The organism is Phyllobacterium phragmitis (assembly GCF_002980495.1).
Lineage (GTDB): Bacteria > Pseudomonadota > Alphaproteobacteria > Rhizobiales > Rhizobiaceae > Paramesorhizobium > Paramesorhizobium phragmitis.
Genome location: NZ_PVBR01000001.1, coordinates 418,108 through 436,146, shown reverse-complemented (window position 1 = coordinate 436,146; position 18,039 = coordinate 418,108). Strand labels below are relative to the sequence as shown.

Annotated in this window: 19 protein-coding genes and 2 tRNA genes; 11 read left to right on the top strand and 10 right to left on the bottom strand. The window is 59.8% G+C overall.

The window, feature by feature from the left end:
• Positions 1 to 11: 11 nt before the first annotated feature.
• Together C5748_RS02090 and C5748_RS02085 are read left to right on the top strand one after the other, a co-directional pair.
• Positions 12 to 266, top strand: a complete 255-nt coding sequence (locus C5748_RS02090) for a zinc-finger domain-containing protein (protein WP_105740243.1) — start codon at positions 12 to 14, stop codon at positions 264 to 266.
• Positions 267 to 347: 81 nt separating this feature from the next.
• Positions 348 to 1,577, top strand: a complete 1,230-nt coding sequence (locus C5748_RS02085) for an FAD-dependent monooxygenase (protein WP_199194676.1) — start codon at positions 348 to 350, stop codon at positions 1,575 to 1,577.
• 78 nt (positions 1,578 to 1,655) lie between these two features.
• On the opposite strand, the gene C5748_RS02080 is transcribed toward C5748_RS02085, so the two are convergent.
• The 5 genes from C5748_RS02080 to C5748_RS02060 all read right to left on the bottom strand — a co-directional run bounded on the left by C5748_RS02080 (position 1,656) and on the right by C5748_RS02060 (position 6,991).
• Entirely contained in the window at positions 1,656 to 2,405 is a 750-nt protein-coding gene (locus C5748_RS02080) for an amino acid ABC transporter ATP-binding protein (RefSeq protein ID WP_210204469.1), read from the bottom strand.
• A 69-nt stretch (positions 2,406 to 2,474) separates the two neighbouring features.
• The gene (locus C5748_RS02075; RefSeq protein ID WP_105740241.1) at positions 2,475 to 3,644 is read right to left on the bottom strand and encodes an amino acid ABC transporter permease; all 1,170 of its coding nucleotides are present in this window, start codon (positions 3,642 to 3,644) and stop codon (positions 2,475 to 2,477) included.
• A gap of 1 nt (position 3,645) precedes the next feature.
• Complete coding sequence (locus C5748_RS02070; RefSeq protein WP_105740240.1) at positions 3,646 to 4,839, bottom strand: amino acid ABC transporter permease; 1,194 nt, start codon at positions 4,837 to 4,839, stop codon at positions 3,646 to 3,648.
• A 194-nt stretch (positions 4,840 to 5,033) separates the two neighbouring features.
• Positions 5,034 to 6,065 carry an amino acid ABC transporter substrate-binding protein gene (locus C5748_RS02065; protein ID WP_105740239.1) on the bottom strand — a complete coding sequence of 344 codons (1,032 nt, stop codon included), beginning with the start codon at positions 6,063 to 6,065 and terminating at the stop codon, positions 5,034 to 5,036.
• Positions 6,066 to 6,334: 269 nt separating this feature from the next.
• On the bottom strand, positions 6,335 to 6,991 hold the full coding sequence (locus tag C5748_RS02060; protein WP_158259800.1) for a phosphatase PAP2 family protein: 657 nt from the start codon (positions 6,989 to 6,991) through the stop codon (positions 6,335 to 6,337).
• Between the two features lie 251 nt (positions 6,992 to 7,242).
• Here C5748_RS02060 and C5748_RS02055 point away from each other — a divergent pair, with 251 nt between their 5' ends.
• From C5748_RS02055 to C5748_RS02030, 6 genes are all read left to right on the top strand, one after another.
• On the top strand, positions 7,243 to 8,424 hold the full coding sequence (locus C5748_RS02055; RefSeq protein WP_105740237.1) for a cystathionine beta-lyase: 1,182 nt from the start codon (positions 7,243 to 7,245) through the stop codon (positions 8,422 to 8,424).
• 204 nt (positions 8,425 to 8,628) lie between these two features.
• A tRNA-Pro gene (locus tag C5748_RS02050) sits at positions 8,629 to 8,705 on the top strand.
• Between the two features lie 31 nt (positions 8,706 to 8,736).
• Positions 8,737 to 9,042 (top strand): ETC complex I subunit, encoded by a 306-nt coding sequence (locus tag C5748_RS02045; protein WP_105740236.1) that lies wholly within the window; start codon positions 8,737 to 8,739, stop codon positions 9,040 to 9,042.
• A gap of 46 nt (positions 9,043 to 9,088) precedes the next feature.
• Positions 9,089 to 9,165 (top strand) — tRNA-Arg (locus C5748_RS02040).
• Between the two features lie 135 nt (positions 9,166 to 9,300).
• A complete protein-coding gene (locus C5748_RS02035; protein ID WP_105740235.1) occupies positions 9,301 to 10,020 on the top strand; it encodes a hypothetical protein in 720 nt (239 codons plus the stop codon).
• A 237-nt stretch (positions 10,021 to 10,257) separates the two neighbouring features.
• The gene (locus tag C5748_RS02030; RefSeq protein WP_105740234.1) at positions 10,258 to 10,941 is read left to right on the top strand and encodes a hypothetical protein; all 684 of its coding nucleotides are present in this window, start codon (positions 10,258 to 10,260) and stop codon (positions 10,939 to 10,941) included.
• Positions 10,942 to 10,968: 27 nt separating this feature from the next.
• Here C5748_RS02030 and hdaA read toward each other — a convergent pair whose 3' ends face one another.
• Both hdaA and C5748_RS02020 read right to left on the bottom strand, forming a co-directional pair.
• Complete coding sequence (gene hdaA, locus C5748_RS02025) at positions 10,969 to 11,667, bottom strand: DnaA regulatory inactivator HdaA (RefSeq protein WP_105740233.1); 699 nt, start codon at positions 11,665 to 11,667, stop codon at positions 10,969 to 10,971.
• A gap of 43 nt (positions 11,668 to 11,710) precedes the next feature.
• The gene (locus tag C5748_RS02020; RefSeq protein WP_105740232.1) at positions 11,711 to 12,907 is read right to left on the bottom strand and encodes an AI-2E family transporter; all 1,197 of its coding nucleotides are present in this window, start codon (positions 12,905 to 12,907) and stop codon (positions 11,711 to 11,713) included.
• Between the two features lie 302 nt (positions 12,908 to 13,209).
• Here C5748_RS02020 and purM point away from each other — a divergent pair, with 302 nt between their 5' ends.
• Genes purM through C5748_RS27735 form a run of 3 tightly spaced genes read left to right on the top strand, consistent with a single transcriptional unit; the run spans position 13,210 to position 15,107 of the window.
• Complete coding sequence (purM, locus tag C5748_RS02015; protein WP_105740231.1) at positions 13,210 to 14,286, top strand: phosphoribosylformylglycinamidine cyclo-ligase; 1,077 nt, start codon at positions 13,210 to 13,212, stop codon at positions 14,284 to 14,286.
• On the top strand, positions 14,287 to 14,934 hold the full coding sequence (gene purN / locus C5748_RS02010; protein WP_105740230.1) for a phosphoribosylglycinamide formyltransferase: 648 nt from the start codon (positions 14,287 to 14,289) through the stop codon (positions 14,932 to 14,934). It abuts the gene before it with no gap.
• Positions 14,935 to 14,993: 59 nt separating this feature from the next.
• Entirely contained in the window at positions 14,994 to 15,107 is a 114-nt protein-coding gene (locus tag C5748_RS27735; RefSeq protein ID WP_245428722.1) for a helix-turn-helix domain-containing protein, read from the top strand.
• Positions 15,108 to 15,163: 56 nt separating this feature from the next.
• Here the strand turns inward: C5748_RS27735 and C5748_RS02005 are convergent, their stop codons facing one another.
• The 3 genes from C5748_RS02005 to C5748_RS01995 form a co-directional block, all read right to left on the bottom strand.
• Entirely contained in the window at positions 15,164 to 15,589 is a 426-nt protein-coding gene (locus tag C5748_RS02005) for a type II toxin-antitoxin system HicB family antitoxin (RefSeq protein ID WP_105740229.1), read from the bottom strand.
• A gap of 40 nt (positions 15,590 to 15,629) precedes the next feature.
• The gene (locus C5748_RS02000) at positions 15,630 to 15,824 is read right to left on the bottom strand and encodes a hypothetical protein (protein WP_105740228.1); all 195 of its coding nucleotides are present in this window, start codon (positions 15,822 to 15,824) and stop codon (positions 15,630 to 15,632) included.
• Positions 15,825 to 15,893: 69 nt separating this feature from the next.
• Positions 15,894 to 17,999, bottom strand: a complete 2,106-nt coding sequence (locus C5748_RS01995; RefSeq protein WP_105740227.1) for a molybdopterin oxidoreductase family protein — start codon at positions 17,997 to 17,999, stop codon at positions 15,894 to 15,896.
• Positions 18,000 to 18,039: the final 40 nt, after the last annotated feature.

Here is an 18,039-nt window from a genome sequence, read left to right as displayed (position 1 = left end):
TGGAGCGCAACATGTCCGATCACGGTATTCCTCATTTCCACAATGATGCCGGTCACCTCGTCGTCGAAATCGGCGTCAAGGAATTCATGTGCGTCGGCGCAAATCCGCCTTTCGACCATCCGCATGTCTATCTCGACATGGGCGAGGAGACGGAGATGGTCTGCCCCTATTGCTCGACGCTTTACCGCTACAATCCGAGCCTCGGCCCGACAGAAACCATTCCAGCGGGCTGCCTTTATGTCGAAAACGCCGAAAAGGCTGCCTGAATGCCGCAGGCAGGATTTTTCGGCTCGACGTGAAGCCAACGAAAGGGCCGTTCTCAGCGCATCGGCTGGCAATATAACATCATGACAGTTCCCGCCGCAAAACACGTCATCATATCGGGAGCTGGCATTGCCGGGCTGACGGCGGCACTGGCGCTGGAGGCAAAGGGCTTCTCGGTCGCCATCTTCGACAAAGCACCGCGGTTTTCGGAAGTCGGCGCCGGTCTTCAGCTTGCCCCCAATGCGACCCGCCTGCTTGCCCGCCTCGGCGTTCTCGACCGCCTGATGGCACAGGCGGTGCTGCCTGACGCGCTCTATCTGCAGGACGGCACGAACGGTAGGCCCCTCCTGCGCATGGCGTTGCGCGAAGCTGCCGAGACGCGCTGGAACGCACCTTATCTCGTCTGTCACCGCGCCGATCTCCAGGCGGCACTGGCTGCCACCGTCAGCGAGCGCCCCGCCATTGCGCTCAGGCTCGACTCAAGCGTCGTCTCGCATCGCGCCGGCGGGGACGGAGCAATAGTGCAGATCGACGCCGGAGACCGCATCGAGGAACATCGCGGTGCGCTGCTTCTCGGCTGCGATGGCGTATGGTCGGCACGGCGCGCCGCGGTAGAACACGACCGGAGCACAACCTTCACCGGCCACATCGCCTGGCGAGCCAGCCTGCCACGCGAAGCCCTGCCTCAGGCGTTCGAGACAGCGCTGCCGGACAGTATCAGCGTTTCGGCCTGGCTTGGTCGTGGCGTCCACTTCATCATCTATCCGGTCAAGGCCGGAAAATTCTTCAATTTCGTCGCCATCACCAGGGGACGCGACCCCGGCCGGGAATGGTCCTCGAAGGGCGACAGTATCGCGCTCGCCGCCGCCTTCTCCGGTTGGCACAGCGCCATCCACGCCATCATCCGCGCAGCGGCGGATGAATGGACATTCTGGCCACTTTTCCAGATCAACCGTCCGCGCTTTATCTTAGGCGACCGGATAGTGCTCCTAGGCGATGCCGCGCATGCGATGACGCCTTTCGCGGCCCAGGGCTCGGCAATGGCGATCGAAGATTCCTGTGCGCTCGCAGTAGCTTTATCCCGCGACGAAGCGGGTTGGCCGGCGGCGCTCGCCCGTTTCAACAAGGAGCGGCTGGCGCGGGTCGCGAGCGTCGCCAGGCGCGGGTCTCTCAACCGGTTTGCCTATCATACCGCCGGACCATTGGCGCTTGGCCGCAACATGTTTTTGCGGTCGCGCCCTCCGGAGCGTTTTCTGGCCGATCTCGACTGGCTTTATGGGTATGACGGAACGGGGTTTCGGTCAAACGAGTAGATTGGCGCGGTTACACCCCCCTCTGCCCTGCCGGGCAGAGGGGGCTATTATAACGCCAACACCTCTACCTGAACGACTTCAATGCAATATCTGGCTCAAAAACAGCTTGGTGCGCTCGTGCTGCGGATTGTCGAAGAATTCCGCCGGCGAGTTCTGCTCGACGATCTGACCCTGATCCATGAAGATCACCCGGTTCGCCACCTCGCGCGCAAAGCCCATTTCATGGGTGACGCAAACCATGGTCATGCCCTCCTCAGCGAGTGACACCATGGTGTCCAGCACTTCCTTGATCATTTCAGGGTCGAGAGCCGAGGTTGGCTCGTCGAACAGCATGATGCGCGGGTTCATGCAGAGCGAGCGGGCGATCGCCACGCGCTGCTGCTGACCGCCGGAAAGCTGGCCCGGATATTTGTTGGCCTGTTCCGGGATCTTGACGCGATCGAGATAGTGCATGGCGATTTCATCCGCCTTCTTCTTCGGCATCTTGCGCACCCAGATCGGCGCGAGCGTGCAGTTTTCCAAGATGGTCAGATGTGGGAAAAGGTTGAAGTGCTGGAACACCATGCCGACTTCACGGCGCACTTCATCGATCTTCTTGAGGTCGTTGGTCAGTTCGATGCCATCGACGATGATCTTCCCCTTCTGATGCTCCTCCAGCCGGTTGATGCAGCGGATCATGGTCGACTTTCCCGACCCTGATGGACCCGCGATGACGATGCGCTCACCGCGCATCACCTTCAGATTGATATCGCGCAGCACGTGAAAATCACCATACCATTTGTGCATGTTGACGATCTCGACCGCTACGTCGGTAGAGGAAATCTGCATACGGGACGGATCGACCTTGATCTCTTCCGGATCGACCACGCTGTGTTGTGTTTTCATTAAAAAGTTCCCTTATTTCTTGTGGCTGGTATCGAGCCGCCGCTCCATGAAAATAGAATAGCGCGACATCGAAAAACAGAAAATCCAGAAGACGAAACCGGCAAAGATCAGCCCTGTCGCCGGTGTCTGCGGCGACGACCAGTTCGCATCGGCGAAGTTCTGCCGGACGATACCCAGCAGATCGAACATGCCTATGATATAGACGAGGCTCGTATCCTTGAACAAGCCGATGAAGGTATTGACGATGCCGGGGATGACCAGCTTGAGTGCCTGCGGCAGAACGATCAGCGAGGTCTTCTGCCAATAATTGAGGCCAAGCGAGTCGGCACCTTCATATTGGCCCTTCGGGATCGCCTGCAGCCCGCCGCGGACCACTTCCGCCATATAGGCGGAGGCGAACAGGGCAACGCCGATCAGCGCACGCAGGAGCTTGTCGAACGTGACGCCCGGTGGCAGGAAAAGCGGCAGCATCACGCTTGCCATGAACAGGACCGTCACCAGCGGCACGCCACGCACCATCTCGATGAAGATGACGGAAAGCAGCTTGATGACGGGCAATTGCGAACGCCGCCCCAATGCCAGAACGATGCCGAGCGGCAGGGAAACGGCAATGCCGACGAAGGAAAGAACCAGCGTCACCAGAAGCCCGCCCCAGAGCGGTGTTTCGACATAGCGAAGACCGAACCAGCCGCCGACCAGCAGGAAAAATGCAACGATCGGGAAGATGAAGAAGAAGACGATCGCATTCAATCCCTTACGTGGCACCTTGGGAATGAGAAGCGGGATCAAAAGCAGCACGAAGAGCGCCGCCACCAGATCGACGCGCCAACGCTCCTCGAAGGGATAACGCCCATAGAGGAACTGCTGGAATTTCGCATTGACGAAGGCCCAGCACGCTCCGGACCAGCCCTCCGGCTGGATGCCGCCCTGGACCGTCGTGGAACAGACGGACCGATCCGGGCCCGTCCACACGGCGTTGATGAAAAGCCAATTGATGATCGGCGGCAGAAACCAGACAAGAAGAAGGATGGCGAAGATCGACAAGGCGGCATCGACGGGTGTGGCAAACAGATTGGTCCGCAGCCAATTGGCCAGGCCACGTTCGCCGCGTGGCGGAGGCGTGGCGCCCGCCATTTCCGTCCGCACAAAACTGAGATTGAGGCTTAGGTCGGGATTTGCCATCTTATCTCTCCACCAGGGCCATTTTGGCGTTGAACCAGTTCATCAAGCCTGATGTGATCAGGCTTATGCCCAGGTAGACCACCATCCAGATACCTACGACCTCGATGGACTGGCCGGTCTGATTGAGGATCGTTCCGCCCACGGCGACGAGATCCGGATAGCCGATGGCGATGGCCAGTGACGAATTCTTGGTCAGATTGAGATATTGGCTGCTGAGCGGCGGAATGATGATGCGCAATGCCTGCGGGATCACCACAAGGCGCGTCGCCTGCCCCGGACGAAGCCCGAGCGCATAGGAGGCTTCCGTCTGCCCCTTGTTGACGCCCAGGATGCCGGCGCGCACCGTCTCGGCGATGAAGGCTGCCGTATAGAAGGAAAGCGCCAGATAAAGCGCCAGGAATTCCGGTTTCACCTGCGCTCCACCGGACAGATTGAACGTGCCGAGCTTCGGCAAATCGAACGACAGCGGAAACCCGGTGACGACGAAGGCGAGCAAAGGCAGCCCCAGAATGAGCGCCGCAGCGGTACGATAAACGGGGAATATCTGCCCCGTCGCCATCTGCCGCTTTCGCGCCCAGCGGGCGACAAGGAACGAAAGCACAAGCCCGACGATGAGCGCGATGCCGATCAACCCGGCATTATGTCCCCATACGGGGGCGGGGAAAGAGAAACCGCGATTGTTGAGATAACTGCTGAACGGCAGGGAAAGGCTTTCGCGCGCCTGCGGCAACACCGACAAAACGCCGAAATACCAGAAGAAGATGACCAGAAGCGGCGGAATGTTGCGGAAGACCTCCACATAGACCAGGCAGATCTTGCGGATCAGCCAATTCTGGGAAAGCCGCCCGATGCCGATCAGGAACCCGAGAATGGAGGCGGTCACGATACCGATGATAGCCACGTAAAGCGTGTTCAGGAAGCCGACATAAAGCGCCCGGCCATAGGTGGAATCGCTGGTATACTGAACCAGCGACTGACTGACATCGAAACCGGCGCGGCCTTTGAGAAAGCCAAAGCCCGACGCGATGTTCGAACGCTGCAAATTTGCAACCGTATTGCCGACGATCCAATAGATCAGCGTTATGATCGCAATAAAAACAACGGCTTGATAGAATATGCCACGGATTTTCGGGTCGTATAGAAATGATACGCCCGGGCTTTCACGGCCGGATTCTGCAATATCCTGAGACGCCATGTACCCCTCATTTTATTTTTTTGTTGTTCCCAATTTCATTACAGCGCCGTGCGCCCTTCAGGACGCTACAACAAGGACGCTGTTCGTTTTTGAAACGGCACATCATGCATTCCGAAACCGATTCCGCGCCGGCATGGCCAATCGGGAAGGCGGCCATACCACCTCCCCGTTTCGCTCATGCGAAGAACCCGCGCTTAGCGGATCGGCATGCCGTACTGCAGGCCGCCCTTTGTCCACAAGGCATTGATACCGCGTGCGATCTTGAGCGGGCTTGCCGTGCCGATATTGCGCTCGAAGATCTCACCATAGTTGCCGACGCCCTTGATGACATTGACAACCCAATCATTGCTCAAACCGAGATCGGTACCGATCTTGGTGTCCGCCTCGGAACCAAGCATGCGCTTGATGTCGGGGTTATCCGAATTCTTCATTTCCTCGACATTGGCCTGCGTGATGCCAGCCTCTTCGGCATTGAGCAGGGCAAAATGCGTCCAGCGAATGACATCGGCCCACTGCGAATCGCCCTGGCGAATGGCAGGTCCAAGCGGCTCCTTGGAGATGATCTCCGGCAACACGACATGGTCGTCGGGGTTGGCCAATCCCAGACGTATCGCATAGAGGCCAGACTGATCAGTGGTGTAAGCATCGCAGCGGCCCGCATCATAGGCGGCGTTGACCTCTTCGATCTTCTCGAACACGACGGGATTGTATTCCATCTTGTTGGCGCTGAAATAGTCGGCGAGGTTAAGCTCGGTCGTCGTGCCGGCCTGAACGCAAACCGAAGCACCCGAAAGCTGCAGCGCGGAATTGATGCCCGACAGCTTCTTGGCGTTGATCATGAAGCCCTGGCCGTCATAATAGTTGACACCGGCGAAATCGAGGCCGAGCGAGGTATCGCGGCTAATGGTCCAGGTCGTATTGCGGATCAGGACATCGACTTCGCCCGACTGCAGCGCGGTGAAACGTTCCTTGGCCGTCAGCGGCGTGAACTTGACCTTGGTGGGATCGCCAAAGATCGCGGCGGCGACAGCGCGACAATAATCGACATCGAAGCCTGACCAATCACCCTTGTCGTCTGGAGAGGCAAAGCCGGGGAGACCGGTATTGACGCCGCACTGGAGGAAGCCCTTGGCTTTCACGTCGTCCAGCGTACCCGCGGAGGCCGCCGTGGCAGTCACTGCAAGCGCCGCTACGCCGAGGACACCTTGAAGAACAGTCTTATACATTTGGCTATTACCCTTTTTGTGTTGCCTTGTTCCCGTTTAAAGGGCACCACGCAGAAATTCGGTATCCATCCCAAGCGAATACCTAGATATCAAGATGTCTGCCGTGCTCCCATTCACCCGGACATCGAAGGCGATTATTCCGCTCCGGTCAAGGCTTTTAGCGATTATACAACCAAAGCAGCACTGTCTTGAGGTGAGAATCGAAAGACAAGAATCGTCTTCATCGGGAGAAATATGATATCCGGGCCGTCTATAGGCCGATATGCCGCCTATCTCCGGGTAAAGACACGGCGTTTCGGCAATATTTTCCCGAGGATCATCGAAAATCCAAGATTTCTGTTTGCCAGAAATCGGGCCAGAAACAGGGTGAACAGAAAGCCTATGGAAAAGCCGGCAACCACGTCGGTCGGATAGTGCGCTGCTACCGCGATGCGGCTGAAGGCCAGTGCGAGGGTGGCGACGAGAACGGGGAGCCGCCAACGTGGAAACCAGAGCGCCAGAATGACCGTGATCGCACCGACCGTTGCCGAATGGCCGGAGGGAAAGCTGCTATAGAGATGACCACCGTGGAAAGGTTCGATAAAATCAGGCCCGAGCGTGTCGATCAGCGCCGGCCGGGCCCGCCCGATGACGAATTTGATGATGTAGACGATGACCGCGCTCAGTCCGATAGCGGCGAATGCAAATGTTGCCTGGCTCTGTAATGTATAAAGCCGGGCCTCCAGCGTCCGCCGGTCTCTACCGCTGGTCCACAGCATGACGCAGAATGCGATGGTGAGATAGAGCAGCGATCGGCCGACATCCGTCAGGTCCCTTAGAAGTGAGAGTCCCGGCATATCGCTGGCCGAAGCGGCACGCAGGATCGCTTCGTCATAGGGATGCAGAAGATAAAGCACCGGCAGCAGCAGGATAATGGCAACCGTCATGGACCAGGTCCATGGAGACGGAGCATCGGAGGGTACCGGAGATCTCAAGCCTCTTGCGAGCGAGCGGAGCGCAAGGCGGAGATTGGCGCTGTAAGCAATTGTTTTTGTCTGCATCGTCGCATTTGCATTTCACGGCGCGTAAATGCGACATCGCCTGCCCTGCGTCAAGTGTTGCAAGAAGGGCGCGGCGGGATTATCGACGGGCCACGCTTTCGTTTATGGCCGGATATGGCTGCGTAGGAGAAACATTGATGGAAAAGCCCTCGGGTAAGAAGACGTCGCTCGGCATCAACACACGCCTGACCCATTGCGGCTACGATCCGCGCGATTATCACGGCTTCGTCAATCCGCCTGTTGTCCATGCCTCGACAGTGCTCTTTCCCGACGCGCAGACGCTGGCGACTCGGAACCAGAAATACACCTATGGAACGCGCGGCACGCCGACCAGCGATGCGCTCTGCCAGGCGATCGACGCGCTGGAAGGTTCGGCTGGAACCATTCTCGTGCCCTCGGGTCTTGCCGCCGTCGCCGTCCCTCTCCTCGCCTTCCTGTCGGCGGGCGATCACGTGCTGTTCGTCGATTCGATCTACAATCCCACCCGGCATTTCGCCGATACCATGCTGACACGATTGGGCATCGCGGTGGAATATTACGATCCGGCCATCGGCGCCGACATCGCCGCCCTCATCCGCCCCAATACCAAGGTGGTTTTCACTGAATCACCTGGTTCCAACACCTTCGAGATGCAGGACATCCCGGCCATCGTGGCAAAGGCGCATGAGACTGATGCCATCGTGATGATGGACAATACCTGGGCAACGCCGGTCTATTTCAGGCCGCTCGATCACGGCGTCGATATTTCCATCCATGCGGCGACGAAATATCCCTCCGGCCATTCCGACGTGCTGCTCGGCACCGTATCGGCCAATGAACGCTGCTGGCCGGCGCTGAAGGAAGGCAATGGCACGCTCGGCATCTGCGTCGGCCCTGATGATGCCTACCAGATCCTGCGCGGCCTGCGCACGATGGGCGTCAGGCTCGAAGCGCATCAGAAGAGCGCGCTTGAGATCGCCCGCTGGCTCGAGATGCAGCCGGGCGTCGCCTCGGTGCTGCATCCGGCCCTCGAAAGCCATCCAGGCCATGCGATCTGGAAACGCGATTTCGGCGGCGCGTCCGGTATCTTCTCCGTCGTGCTCAATGGCGGCGGCATGAAGAAGGCGCATGCCTTCCTCGATGCGCTGGAGCTCTTCGGCCTCGGCTATTCCTGGGGCGGCTATGAGAGCCTTGCCCTGCAAGTCAGCCTTGCCGACCGCACCGTCAGCAGGACCGATTATCCAGGACCGGTTATGCGGCTGCAGATCGGGCTGGAAGATACGGCGGATCTTATCGCGGATCTACAAAATGCTCTCACGGCGGCCGCAGCTGCCGAATAGAGTTTTCCGGTTTGTGCAGCTCTTCCGTCTTCAAGAGCACAGTCCGCCCCGGGATGTTCCACATGCACAGAGACCTGGTCTACCCGCAAGCCGGGCCTCATCGAGGTATTTTGCCTCGCTTTTCACTTTCTGTTCGCATGCATCGTTTTCCCTCTTGCGCTAGAGAGACGAAATCTCTAGGGAAATCAACATTCGCTGAAGTGGCGGAGCGTAGCGCAGCCTGGTAGCGCATCTGGTTTGGGACCAGAGGGTCGCAGGTTCGAATCCTGCCGCTCCGACCAATGCTTCAAGCAGCCTCGAAGGTGTCTGGATATGGTTGCACGCATATATCGTCCCGCCAAGACCGCGATGCAGTCGGGCAAGGCAAAAACGACGTCATGGCTTCTGGAATTCGAGCCGGAGATGCCGCGCAAGGTGGAGCCGCTGATGGGCTACACCTCTTCCGGCGATATGAAGAGCCAGATCAAACTTTTCTTCGATACCAGGGAAGAAGCCGTCGCCTATGCCGAGAAGAGCGGCATCGCCTATCGCCTCGAAGAGCCGAAAGAAACGAAACGGCGCAAGCTCTCCTATTCCGACAATTTCAAATATGACCGCCAGCAGCCCTGGACGCACTAAACGGCGCATTGAACAGCTTGCCACGAGCGTGTACTGCTTCCCGATAGGTCCCGTAGCTCAGTTGGATAGAGCACCGGCCTTCTAAGCCGATGGTCGCTGGTTCGAATCCAGCCGGGATCACCAATCTCTCGAGGTCCATTCCAGCGCTGCCCGGCCCTGCCACCTCCCGGTAACCAAATGCGAAGAAACGGCTGATAGTCTTCCCTCAAGAATGGGCCCACCCGGCCTTTGTCGTATTAACCGGCGGGAAAAATCCTCATGGCCAGGAAAAGACGTTCGTCCAAGCGCTCGCCCGCATCGGGCATCACCCTTCTCGCCATTCTGGCCATGGGGGCTGCGGGCTGGTGGTCGACTTATGAAGGCAAGCATTCGAGGACGGATTTCTCCCGGTTTTTCAGCCAGTTTTCGACGCAGAAGGAGGCCGGCGCGAAGGTTTCCAGGCCGAAAGAGACGATAACGAACAGGGCGCAGGCAAAAGCGGCGCCCAGCCAGAACGACATTCCCCGTCCTTCTGCTCCAGTCGGCTCGAATCCGTCTTCCTCCCGCCCATCTTCGTCCGGCAACGCCACCACGCAAGTGGCGGCGGTAAAGCCACCCGCTCCGTTCAGCAAAGCTCCGCTCGCCAAATCGGGCGAGACGAAGCGCGCGGCAAGAAATATCCCGGCCGGCCGCGCCTCGCCCGACACCACACCTTCCGTCATCTATGCCAGGAAACGGATCACCATCCGAAAGCGGGCCTGGGACAAGGCGGCGTCCGTCGGCACGGTCGAAAAGGGCCGCGAAATGCGCTCCTACGGCAAAACCGGCAAATGGCATCGCGTCGTCGTGCCGTCGACCGCCATGATCGGCTGGGTGCATGAAGACATGCTCGCGACCTCACAGCCGCGGTCGCTCATAACGGGGTCGATATTCAAGACACCGATCAAGCCCGAAATATCAGCGCCCAACCCGCCGCCTATGCCTGTGAAAGGCAAATAGCGCCGATTTGTTTTCTTGTCCGGCCCCATTGTTTGTTTCATTTTTTGTTTTTCGGGCCGGGGTTGAAGCCCAGCGCATCGCATAGTATAACGCAGCGAAACATTACGTGAATGAACTATCCACGAACGCCCCGCGGCACTGTAACGGGGCGGGGGTGTGAATGGTATTTCTGTGTGTTTTTGCATCTCATCATCAGGGAATGATCTGTTTGCCGGAAGCAACCGGAAGGGACTGTGCATGACGATTTTTCACCATGCAGGAATTGCAGCCACCGCAGCCGCCGTTTTCACCTTGCTGTCGCTCAGCGCGCAGGAAGTGCAGGCTTCCGATATCGCGCCGGTGATCGCAAATCCGAAGCGGACTGCGAACGGCGCTTATCTCATGAGGCTTGGTGCGCGGCTTCCGCTTGGCTGGGATACGTCCATTGGCACCGAGATCGGTTTTGCCGGCGCGGCTCAGGACCCGCATCTGCTTGGTGCGCCGGCAGCACCGCCGTCGGCCCTATGGAGCTCAGTCAAGCTGCCGTCGTCCAGTTTTGCCGGCTGGGACGGCGCCGATCTCAATTTGCGGCTGGGCACGGAGGATGGCAGCGGCAGCATCGGCATGTCGACACGGCGCAAATGGACCCTCGCCGACAGCCTTACAGCGCAGGTGAACGACCATTATTCCATGTGGTACAGCGGTTCCACCACAAAGGAGAGCCATTGGCAGACGACGAAAGCATTCCAGCTTTCGTTCGACCGCAGCAGGACCTCCTTCACCGCACGGACGAGACGAACCGATACGGATCCGCGCTGGCACACCAGCATCGGGGCGCAGCAGAAGATATTCGGCAAGGTCAATCTCGTGACATCCATGAACGACATCACAGCCGACAATGGCACGCAGAGCTTCGGGGCGAACTACGCGCACAAATGGTAGGAATGCCGTTTTGATATAGCGGTGAGGTCAGTCCCTGCCATCGCTCTGCCCGTCCTCGAACGCGGCAAGGACATTGGCGGCGAGTGTGCGGGTGATGCGGGATTTCTGCTCCAGGGCCACCCGGTCGAGGCGCTCGACAATCATGTTGGCGGTCGAAAGCGAGCGTTCGATACGGCTGACGAGGTAGCTGACAAGATGCGGCTCGACGGCGACCTGACGGTCGGCGAACAGCTTATGGATGACAGCGGACAGAAGTGTGTCGTCCGGCTCCGAAATCTCCACGACCGTCGCCGCCTTCAGGCGGGATGTCAGGTCCGGCAGCGTGATCGGCCAGTTCGCCGGCCAACGGCGCGACGTCATCAGGAGCGACGTGCCGGCCTGGCGAACCGTGTTGATCAGATGGAAAAGGCCTGTTTCGTCGAAAGACACCGCACCGATATCATCGATCAGCACCGGCCTGCTCGACGCCTTTTCAAAAGCCTCCGGTCCGATATCGGTGGCGTCGAGGACAGCGGCACCCGAGGCCGCATTCCAGATCGCCGCAAGATGGGTCTTGCCCGATCCTGTCGGTCCGGCGAGCACCACGACGGGCGAAAGCCAGTTCGGCCACCGGTCGATGATGTCGACAGCGGCACGGTTCGATCCCGCGACGATCAAATCGTCGCGCCCATAGCCCGGCTCATGGCCGAGCGCCAACGGCAATTGACGGGGCAAAGCGGTCGTCATGCCATATTGTCCATATCGTCATTCAAAGCGGCCAGAGTTGCGCTCATTCAGCGTCTCCCGCCGCATCTCCGGCATGTCCCCTCACCCGCTTCATATGCTCGATGTCCTTATGGCGGCTGCGGTACATCGGCGATTGCAGATAGCGGCCGAGCGCGAAACGCACCAGCACGCCCATGGCAGCAGCGGCCGGAACCGCAATCAGCATGCCGGTGAAACCGAGGAGCGAGCCGAAGGCGAACAGCGCGAACATCAGCCAGACCGGATGCAGGCCGACGGACGAGCCGACGAGCTTCGGCTGCAGGATATTGCCCTCGATGAACTGACCGATGAAGAAGACGATGGCGACTGCGCCGACCATGATCCAGTCCGGCCAGAACTGGACAAGTGCTACGCCGATGGCCAGCACCAGACCGACCAGCGAGCCGATATAGGGAATGAAGCTGATGAGCCCGGCGAAGAGCCCGATCAAAAGGCCGAAATTCAGCCCCACAAGGGTGAGGCCGACCGCATAGATCGTCCCCAGGATGATGCAGACGGTGCCCTGCCCGCGAATGAAGCCGGCAATCGCGGCATCCATCTCGCGCGCGATCTCGCGCACGTCGTGCAGATGGTCGCGCGGTATCCATGAATCGATGCGCTCGACCATGCGGTCCCAGTCGAGCAGCATGTAGAAGGCGACGACGGGCGTAACGACGAAAAGGGCTGCGATGTCGATCAACGCCTTGCCGGAATTCCACAGCGACTGGAACAAAGTCGAGAGGAAACCCGCTCCCTGCTGGAGTAAGGCGCTCAAATTGTCTTGGATAACGGAGCTGTCGACTCCGATGATCTTCTTCAGCCAGGGCGAATTCCGATCGGCTATGAGCGACTGGAGCTGAGTAATATAGCTCGGCAATCTGGCGATGAAATCGGTCAGCTGCGTCGCGAGTACCGGCACGATGATCATGACCGCCAGAACCAACACGACCAGGAAGATGACCAGGATCACCACGGTCGCGGCAAGACGCGACAACCCCAGTCTTTGCAGGCGGTCGGCGACGGGATCAAGGAAATAGGCAAGCGCCAGTCCCGCCACGAACGGCAGAAGTATCGAGCTGAACATCACCAGAAACAGCACGAACACCACCATCGCGCCGAGCCAGAACACAGCCTGGCGACGTACGTTGGCGGCAAGGGTATTCACCTGTACATCGACATGAATATCGGAGTCAGGCTTGGGTTTCACCGGTGTCTTTGCCATGCTGATAAAGTACCGTCCGTTCGAGCTATCTGATGAGATAGGCCGTTGCCGGAGCCACGGTCAAGGGTTCTCGCATTACTCTATATGGGGTGCCGCGACGAAATCGCCGCCGGATCATCGGTAAATCAACATTGTTTTTCCGGGCTTTTCTGGCAGGCGCGCCCATATCGGCCTTGCGGGACGGGCAAACTCGTGCCATTGCGCGCACCAGCAAGAATTTTATCCGTTTCCGCATATCTCGCCCCAAGGTCGCCAGCAGGCCACCAGCGAGCCGACCGCGGAATGGCGCATCGGAGTAAGCGATGACTGGCAAGCCCCTTACCGGCAAGAATGGTTTGACCTATGCAGAGGCAGGAGTCGACATCGACGCCGGAAATCTCCTGGTGGAGAAGATCAAGCCGCTCGTCCGCTCGACGCGACGTCCCGGCGCGGATGGCGAGATCGGCGGCTTCGGCGGGCTTTTCGACCTGAAGGCGGCAGGCTTCACCGATCCGGTGCTGGTGGCGGCCAATGACGGCGTCGGCACCAAGCTGAAGATCGCCATCGACGCAGGGCGTCACGATACGGTCGGCATCGATCTCGTCGCCATGTGCGTCAATGATCTGGTGGTGCAGGGCGCGGAGCCGCTGTTCTTCCTCGATTATTTCGCCACCGGCAAGCTCGATCCGGACCAGGGCGCGGCGATTGTCGCGGGCATCGCGGATGGCTGCAGGCAGGCAGGTTGCGCGCTGATCGGCGGCGAGACGGCGGAAATGCCGGGCATGTACCGCGACGGCGACTATGATCTCGCCGGTTTCGCAGTCGGCGCCGCTGAGCGCAACCGGCTGCTTCCGGCGGGCGATATCGCCGATGGAGACGTCATCCTCGGGCTTTCGTCCTCGGGCGTGCATTCCAACGGCTTCTCGCTGGTGCGCCGGATCGTTGATCTCTCGGGTCTTGGCTGGGACGCAGACGCGCCTTTCGCGCCCGGCACGACGCTTGGGGCGGCCCTGCTGACGCCGACACGCATCTATGTGAAGCCGCTGCTTGCGGCGATCCGTGCGGGTGATGGCATCAAGGCGCTGGCGCACATCACCGGCGGCGGCTTTCCCGACAATATTCCGCGTGTGCTGCCCGCCGAGCTTGCGGCGGAAATCGACCTCTCGGCCATCGACGTGCCGCCTGTGTTCTCCTGGCTCGCCAGGATTGGCGGCGTGGAGCGCGATGAAATGCTGCGCACCTTCAATTGCGGCATCGGCATGATCGTTGTCGTCTCGCCGGAACACGCGGCGAAGGTCGCGGCGGTTTTGGCCGCCGAGGGCGAGAAGGTGGTGACGCTGGGCCAGATGATCCCGCGTGCCGATGCGGGCGTCGTCTATCACGGCACGCTGGCGCTTTAGATGATGAAGAAGCGCGTCGCAGTGTTGATCTCCGGGCGCGGCTCGAACATGACCGCGCTGATTGAGGCCTGCAAAGACCCCGCCTATCCTGCGGAAATCGTCGCCGTGCTTTCGAACAAGCCCGATGCGGCGGGGCTCGAAGTGGCGCGGAGCCATGGCATCGAGGCGACGCCCGTGCCGCAGAAGGATTATGCCTCGCGTACCGCGCATGAAGCGGCCCTCAACGCTGAGCTTACCCGCATCGCACCGGATGTGATCTGCCTTGCCGGTTATATGCGGCTGATGTCGGCGGATTTCGTCGGCCAATGGGAAGGCCGGATGATCAACATCCACCCTTCCCTTCTCCCTCTCTTCAAGGGCCTCGACAGCCATGCCCGCGTGCTCGAATCCGGTATGCGCATCCATGGCTGCACGGTGCATTTCGTCACCGCCGAAATGGACGGCGGCCCGATCATCGCGCAAGGCGTGGCGCCGGTGAAGCCGGACGACACCGAAGAGACGCTTACCGCACGGGTGCTGAGCATGGAGCACAGGCTCTATCCGCTGGCGCTGAAACTGGTGGCGGAGGGCAAGGCGCGCATGGTGGATGGCGGGATTGTTTATTCCGGGCTGGGCGAAGCGGACAGGCTCTCTTTCGGCGTGTTCTGACGCAACGCATTGGCGAAGCAATTCTGCCTGCTATATTGCTCTGGCGGGAGCATCGGAGCATGTCCGCCAAGATGCTTGCCGAAGCAACCGATATCGCGCCCGCTTATCTCTCGCAGATCGAGACCGGCGGGATGGGGCGGTCGAAACCATGCGGAAGATCGCGCAAGCGCTGAATATCACGCTCGACGATCTGGTGGGGTGAAAGCCACCTTTTAGCCTGTGAAGGAATTCAAGCGGCGTCGCGGACCGAAACCACGATTGTTTTGCCGAGCACAGCCAGCGCTGCCTGCATGGCGGGGAATTTTGTCGGATGGTCCGGATTGAGAATTCGCCTTGCTTCAACCTCGTCTTTGCCGAGCCTGCGCGCCAATTCGGTTTTTGAGATTCCGGCAGCGTTGAACGCCTGCACGAGCGCGAGCTTCATTGCATCGTCCGCCGGGACGGCAACCGCATCCGTCGTATTGGTTACAGCCTGCGGGAGTTCCTTTCCCTGTTGCAAATAGCCTCGCAGCGCCAACCCGAGCGCTTCGGCTGCGTTGGTCAACGCTTCCGCGCGATTCTCGCCATGCGTGTTTGCTGCAGGCACGTCTGGAAATGTCACGACGAATCCGCCATCGGGATCGGACTCCAATAGCGCTCCATAGATGTAGTCCATCCATCGATCTCCTCTAAATTGATGCCCGAAACAGCGGAAATCACTCAATTCCCAATTGCCTCAACACGATGCTCACATATGTCCGGGTCAGTTCGCCATCCTTGATCGTTGTCGTCTTGTCACCGAGGGTCACGCGGATGTGCGAGCCTTTGCCCCGGTTCGCTATAATTTCAAAAAACTTGCCTTCCTTTCGGGCAAGCTTGCGAAGTTGCCGGAGCAACTGTTCCCGCTTCATCTGTGTGCCCCCTTCGCCTCCACAGATAATTTCGCACAAAAATGTACGACAAACAAGAGTGTTGCCCGGCTAATTCACCCGCCGCACCCACACCTTGATGTCATGAAACGCCGCGCCGCCATAAGGGGCTGCTGCATCCGCGCCGGTGAGGATGTTGATGCCCTCGCCGCGCTCGAAGGCGGCGTTCGGGAACAGTCCTTCGGAGATCACCACGCCGCGGCGTTGCGTATCCTGCACTTTGGCGTGCAGCACCAGTTCGCCGCGTTTATTGCCGATTTCCACCCGGTCGCCATCGGCTATGCCCAAACGCGCCGCGTCGTCCGGATGGATCAGCAATTGCGGGCGGATTTCCTTGGCGCCAGAGGTCGGCGTTTCCGAAAACGTCGAATTCAGGAAATGATGTGCGGGCGATGTGGCGAGGCGGAAGGGGTGTTCGGCATCCGCCACTTCGATGGCCTGCCAATGATCCGGGAATTCCGGCAGGTCCGCGTAAGGCCCCTGCGGCCCCATGGAGCGTGGCGGCCTGTTGGGCGACGGGCTGCCGGTCCAGTCCGGCTTGAAGCGGAATTTGCGGTCCGGCCAGTTGAAGCCGTTCAAATAATGCGCGCTATCGAAATCGGGCTGCATGTCGAGCCAGCGGCTTTGCTTGAGCTCGTCAAAACCGGGCAATCCGCTCGCGCGCATCATGTTGTCGATCAGGGTCTTTTCATCGAGGCCGAAGCCCTCGTAATGGCCGACGCCGAGACGGTTCGCCAATTCGTTGAGAACGAAGAGATTGGGCCGCGCCTCGCCCTGCGCTTCGACCAGCTTCGGTCCCAGCACGATGTGTTGCTGGCCGCCGCCGCGATAGATGTCGTCATGCTCCAGAAACATGGTCGCGGGAAGCACCACATCGGCTAGCTTCGCCGTATCGGTCATGAACTGCTCGTGGACGGCGACGAACAGATCATCGCGCATGAAGCCCTTGCGGATCAGGCGCTGTTCCGGCGCGACATTGGCCGGATTGGTGTTCTGGATCAGCATCGCGGCGACCGGCGGCCCGCCATTGAGCGCTTCCAGGTCGCCGGTGAGAATGCGGCCAATCTTCGACTGGTCGAGATAGCGGATATCGGGGTCTTTGAAGGATTTGCCCTCGATCTCGGACTTGTCCATCCGGAAAATGCCGGAGTTGGAATGGAACGCGCCGCCACCCTCATGCAGCCACGCGCCCGACACGGCAGGGATGCAGGACGCCGCGTGCATGTTGACCGCGCCGTTGCGCTGGCGCGTGAAACCGTAACCCAGCCGGAAGAAGGTTCGCTTGGTGGTGCCGATCAGTCGGGCAAAAGCCTCGATTTCCTCGACGGGAACGCCAGTGATGGCGGATGCCCATTGCGGGGTGCGGCTTTGCAGGTGGCGCTCCAGCCCCTTGGGATCGTCGGTATGGGCGTTTAGATAGTCCCAATCGGCAACGCCGTCGCGGAAAAGCACATGCATGATTGCGCAGGCAAACGCGCCATCCGTGCCGGGCTTCAGCACGATGCCCATATCGGCCTGACGGACAGTGGCGTTCTCATAGACGTCGATGGCGACGATCTTGGCGCCGCGCTCCTTGCGAGCGCGCACCGCGTGGGTCATCACATTGACCTGCGTGGCCGCCGCATTGGTGCCCCAGATCACCACGCAATCGGCCTTTGCCATCTCGCGCGGATCGACGCCGGTGAGGCTGCCTGTGCCGGCGAAAAAGCCGGTCCAGGCCATATTGGTGCAGAATGAGTCGAACTGGTTGGAATATTTCTTGGCGTGGCGCAGCCGGTGGATCGAATCACGCTGCACCAGCCCCATGGTTCCGGCGTAATAATTGGGCCAGATGCTCTGCGACCCAAACTCCGCCTCAGCCTTGAGGAAGCGCTCGGCGACGAGATCGAGCGCCGCCTCCCAGGAGGCTTCCTTCCACACGCCGTCACCCTTGCCGCCGGCACGGATGAGCGGTTTCAACAGGCGGTCGGGATGGTTGATTCGCTCGGCATAGCGGGCAACCTTGGCGCAGATGACACCAGCGGTATAGCTGTTGTCCTTCGCGCCGCGCACCCGGCCGATGACGCCTGAATCCAGCACCTCCACATCGAGCGCGCAGGTGGAGGGGCAATCGTGCGGGCAGGCGGAATGCCCGATATGCTGGACGTGTTTGTTCATGATCTATCCATATCGCAAGCTCGGGCTCACCTCAAAATGA

What these genes read in the sequence shown, in the direction of transcription:
- C5748_RS02090 (WP_105740243.1), top strand. Translation starts at nt 12, where the DNA reads ATGTCCGATCACGGTATTCCTCATTTCCACAATGATGCCGGTCACCTC.
- C5748_RS02085 (WP_199194676.1), top strand. Translation starts at nt 348, where the DNA reads ATGACAGTTCCCGCCGCAAAACACGTCATCATATCGGGAGCTGGCATT.
- C5748_RS02080 (WP_210204469.1), bottom strand. Translation starts at nt 2,405, where the DNA reads ATGCAGATTTCCTCTACCGACGTAGCGGTCGAGATCGTCAACATGCAC.
- C5748_RS02075 (WP_105740241.1), bottom strand. Translation starts at nt 3,644, where the DNA reads ATGGCAAATCCCGACCTAAGCCTCAATCTCAGTTTTGTGCGGACGGAA.
- C5748_RS02070 (WP_105740240.1), bottom strand. Translation starts at nt 4,839, where the DNA reads ATGGCGTCTCAGGATATTGCAGAATCCGGCCGTGAAAGCCCGGGCGTA.
- C5748_RS02065 (WP_105740239.1), bottom strand. Translation starts at nt 6,065, where the DNA reads ATGTATAAGACTGTTCTTCAAGGTGTCCTCGGCGTAGCGGCGCTTGCA.
- C5748_RS02060 (WP_158259800.1), bottom strand. Translation starts at nt 6,991, where the DNA reads ATGACGGTTGCCATTATCCTGCTGCTGCCGGTGCTTTATCTTCTGCAT.
- C5748_RS02055 (WP_105740237.1), top strand. Translation starts at nt 7,243, where the DNA reads ATGGAAAAGCCCTCGGGTAAGAAGACGTCGCTCGGCATCAACACACGC.
- C5748_RS02045 (WP_105740236.1), top strand. Translation starts at nt 8,737, where the DNA reads ATGGTTGCACGCATATATCGTCCCGCCAAGACCGCGATGCAGTCGGGC.
- C5748_RS02035 (WP_105740235.1), top strand. Translation starts at nt 9,301, where the DNA reads ATGGCCAGGAAAAGACGTTCGTCCAAGCGCTCGCCCGCATCGGGCATC.
- C5748_RS02030 (WP_105740234.1), top strand. Translation starts at nt 10,258, where the DNA reads ATGACGATTTTTCACCATGCAGGAATTGCAGCCACCGCAGCCGCCGTT.
- hdaA (WP_105740233.1), bottom strand. Translation starts at nt 11,667, where the DNA reads ATGACGACCGCTTTGCCCCGTCAATTGCCGTTGGCGCTCGGCCATGAG.
- C5748_RS02020 (WP_105740232.1), bottom strand. Translation starts at nt 12,907, where the DNA reads ATGGCAAAGACACCGGTGAAACCCAAGCCTGACTCCGATATTCATGTC.
- purM (WP_105740231.1), top strand. Translation starts at nt 13,210, where the DNA reads ATGACTGGCAAGCCCCTTACCGGCAAGAATGGTTTGACCTATGCAGAG.
- purN (WP_105740230.1), top strand. Translation starts at nt 14,287, where the DNA reads ATGATGAAGAAGCGCGTCGCAGTGTTGATCTCCGGGCGCGGCTCGAAC.
- C5748_RS27735 (WP_245428722.1), top strand. Translation starts at nt 14,994, where the DNA reads ATGTCCGCCAAGATGCTTGCCGAAGCAACCGATATCGCGCCCGCTTAT.
- C5748_RS02005 (WP_105740229.1), bottom strand. Translation starts at nt 15,589, where the DNA reads ATGGACTACATCTATGGAGCGCTATTGGAGTCCGATCCCGATGGCGGA.
- C5748_RS02000 (WP_105740228.1), bottom strand. Translation starts at nt 15,824, where the DNA reads ATGAAGCGGGAACAGTTGCTCCGGCAACTTCGCAAGCTTGCCCGAAAG.
- C5748_RS01995 (WP_105740227.1), bottom strand. Translation starts at nt 17,999, where the DNA reads ATGAACAAACACGTCCAGCATATCGGGCATTCCGCCTGCCCGCACGAT.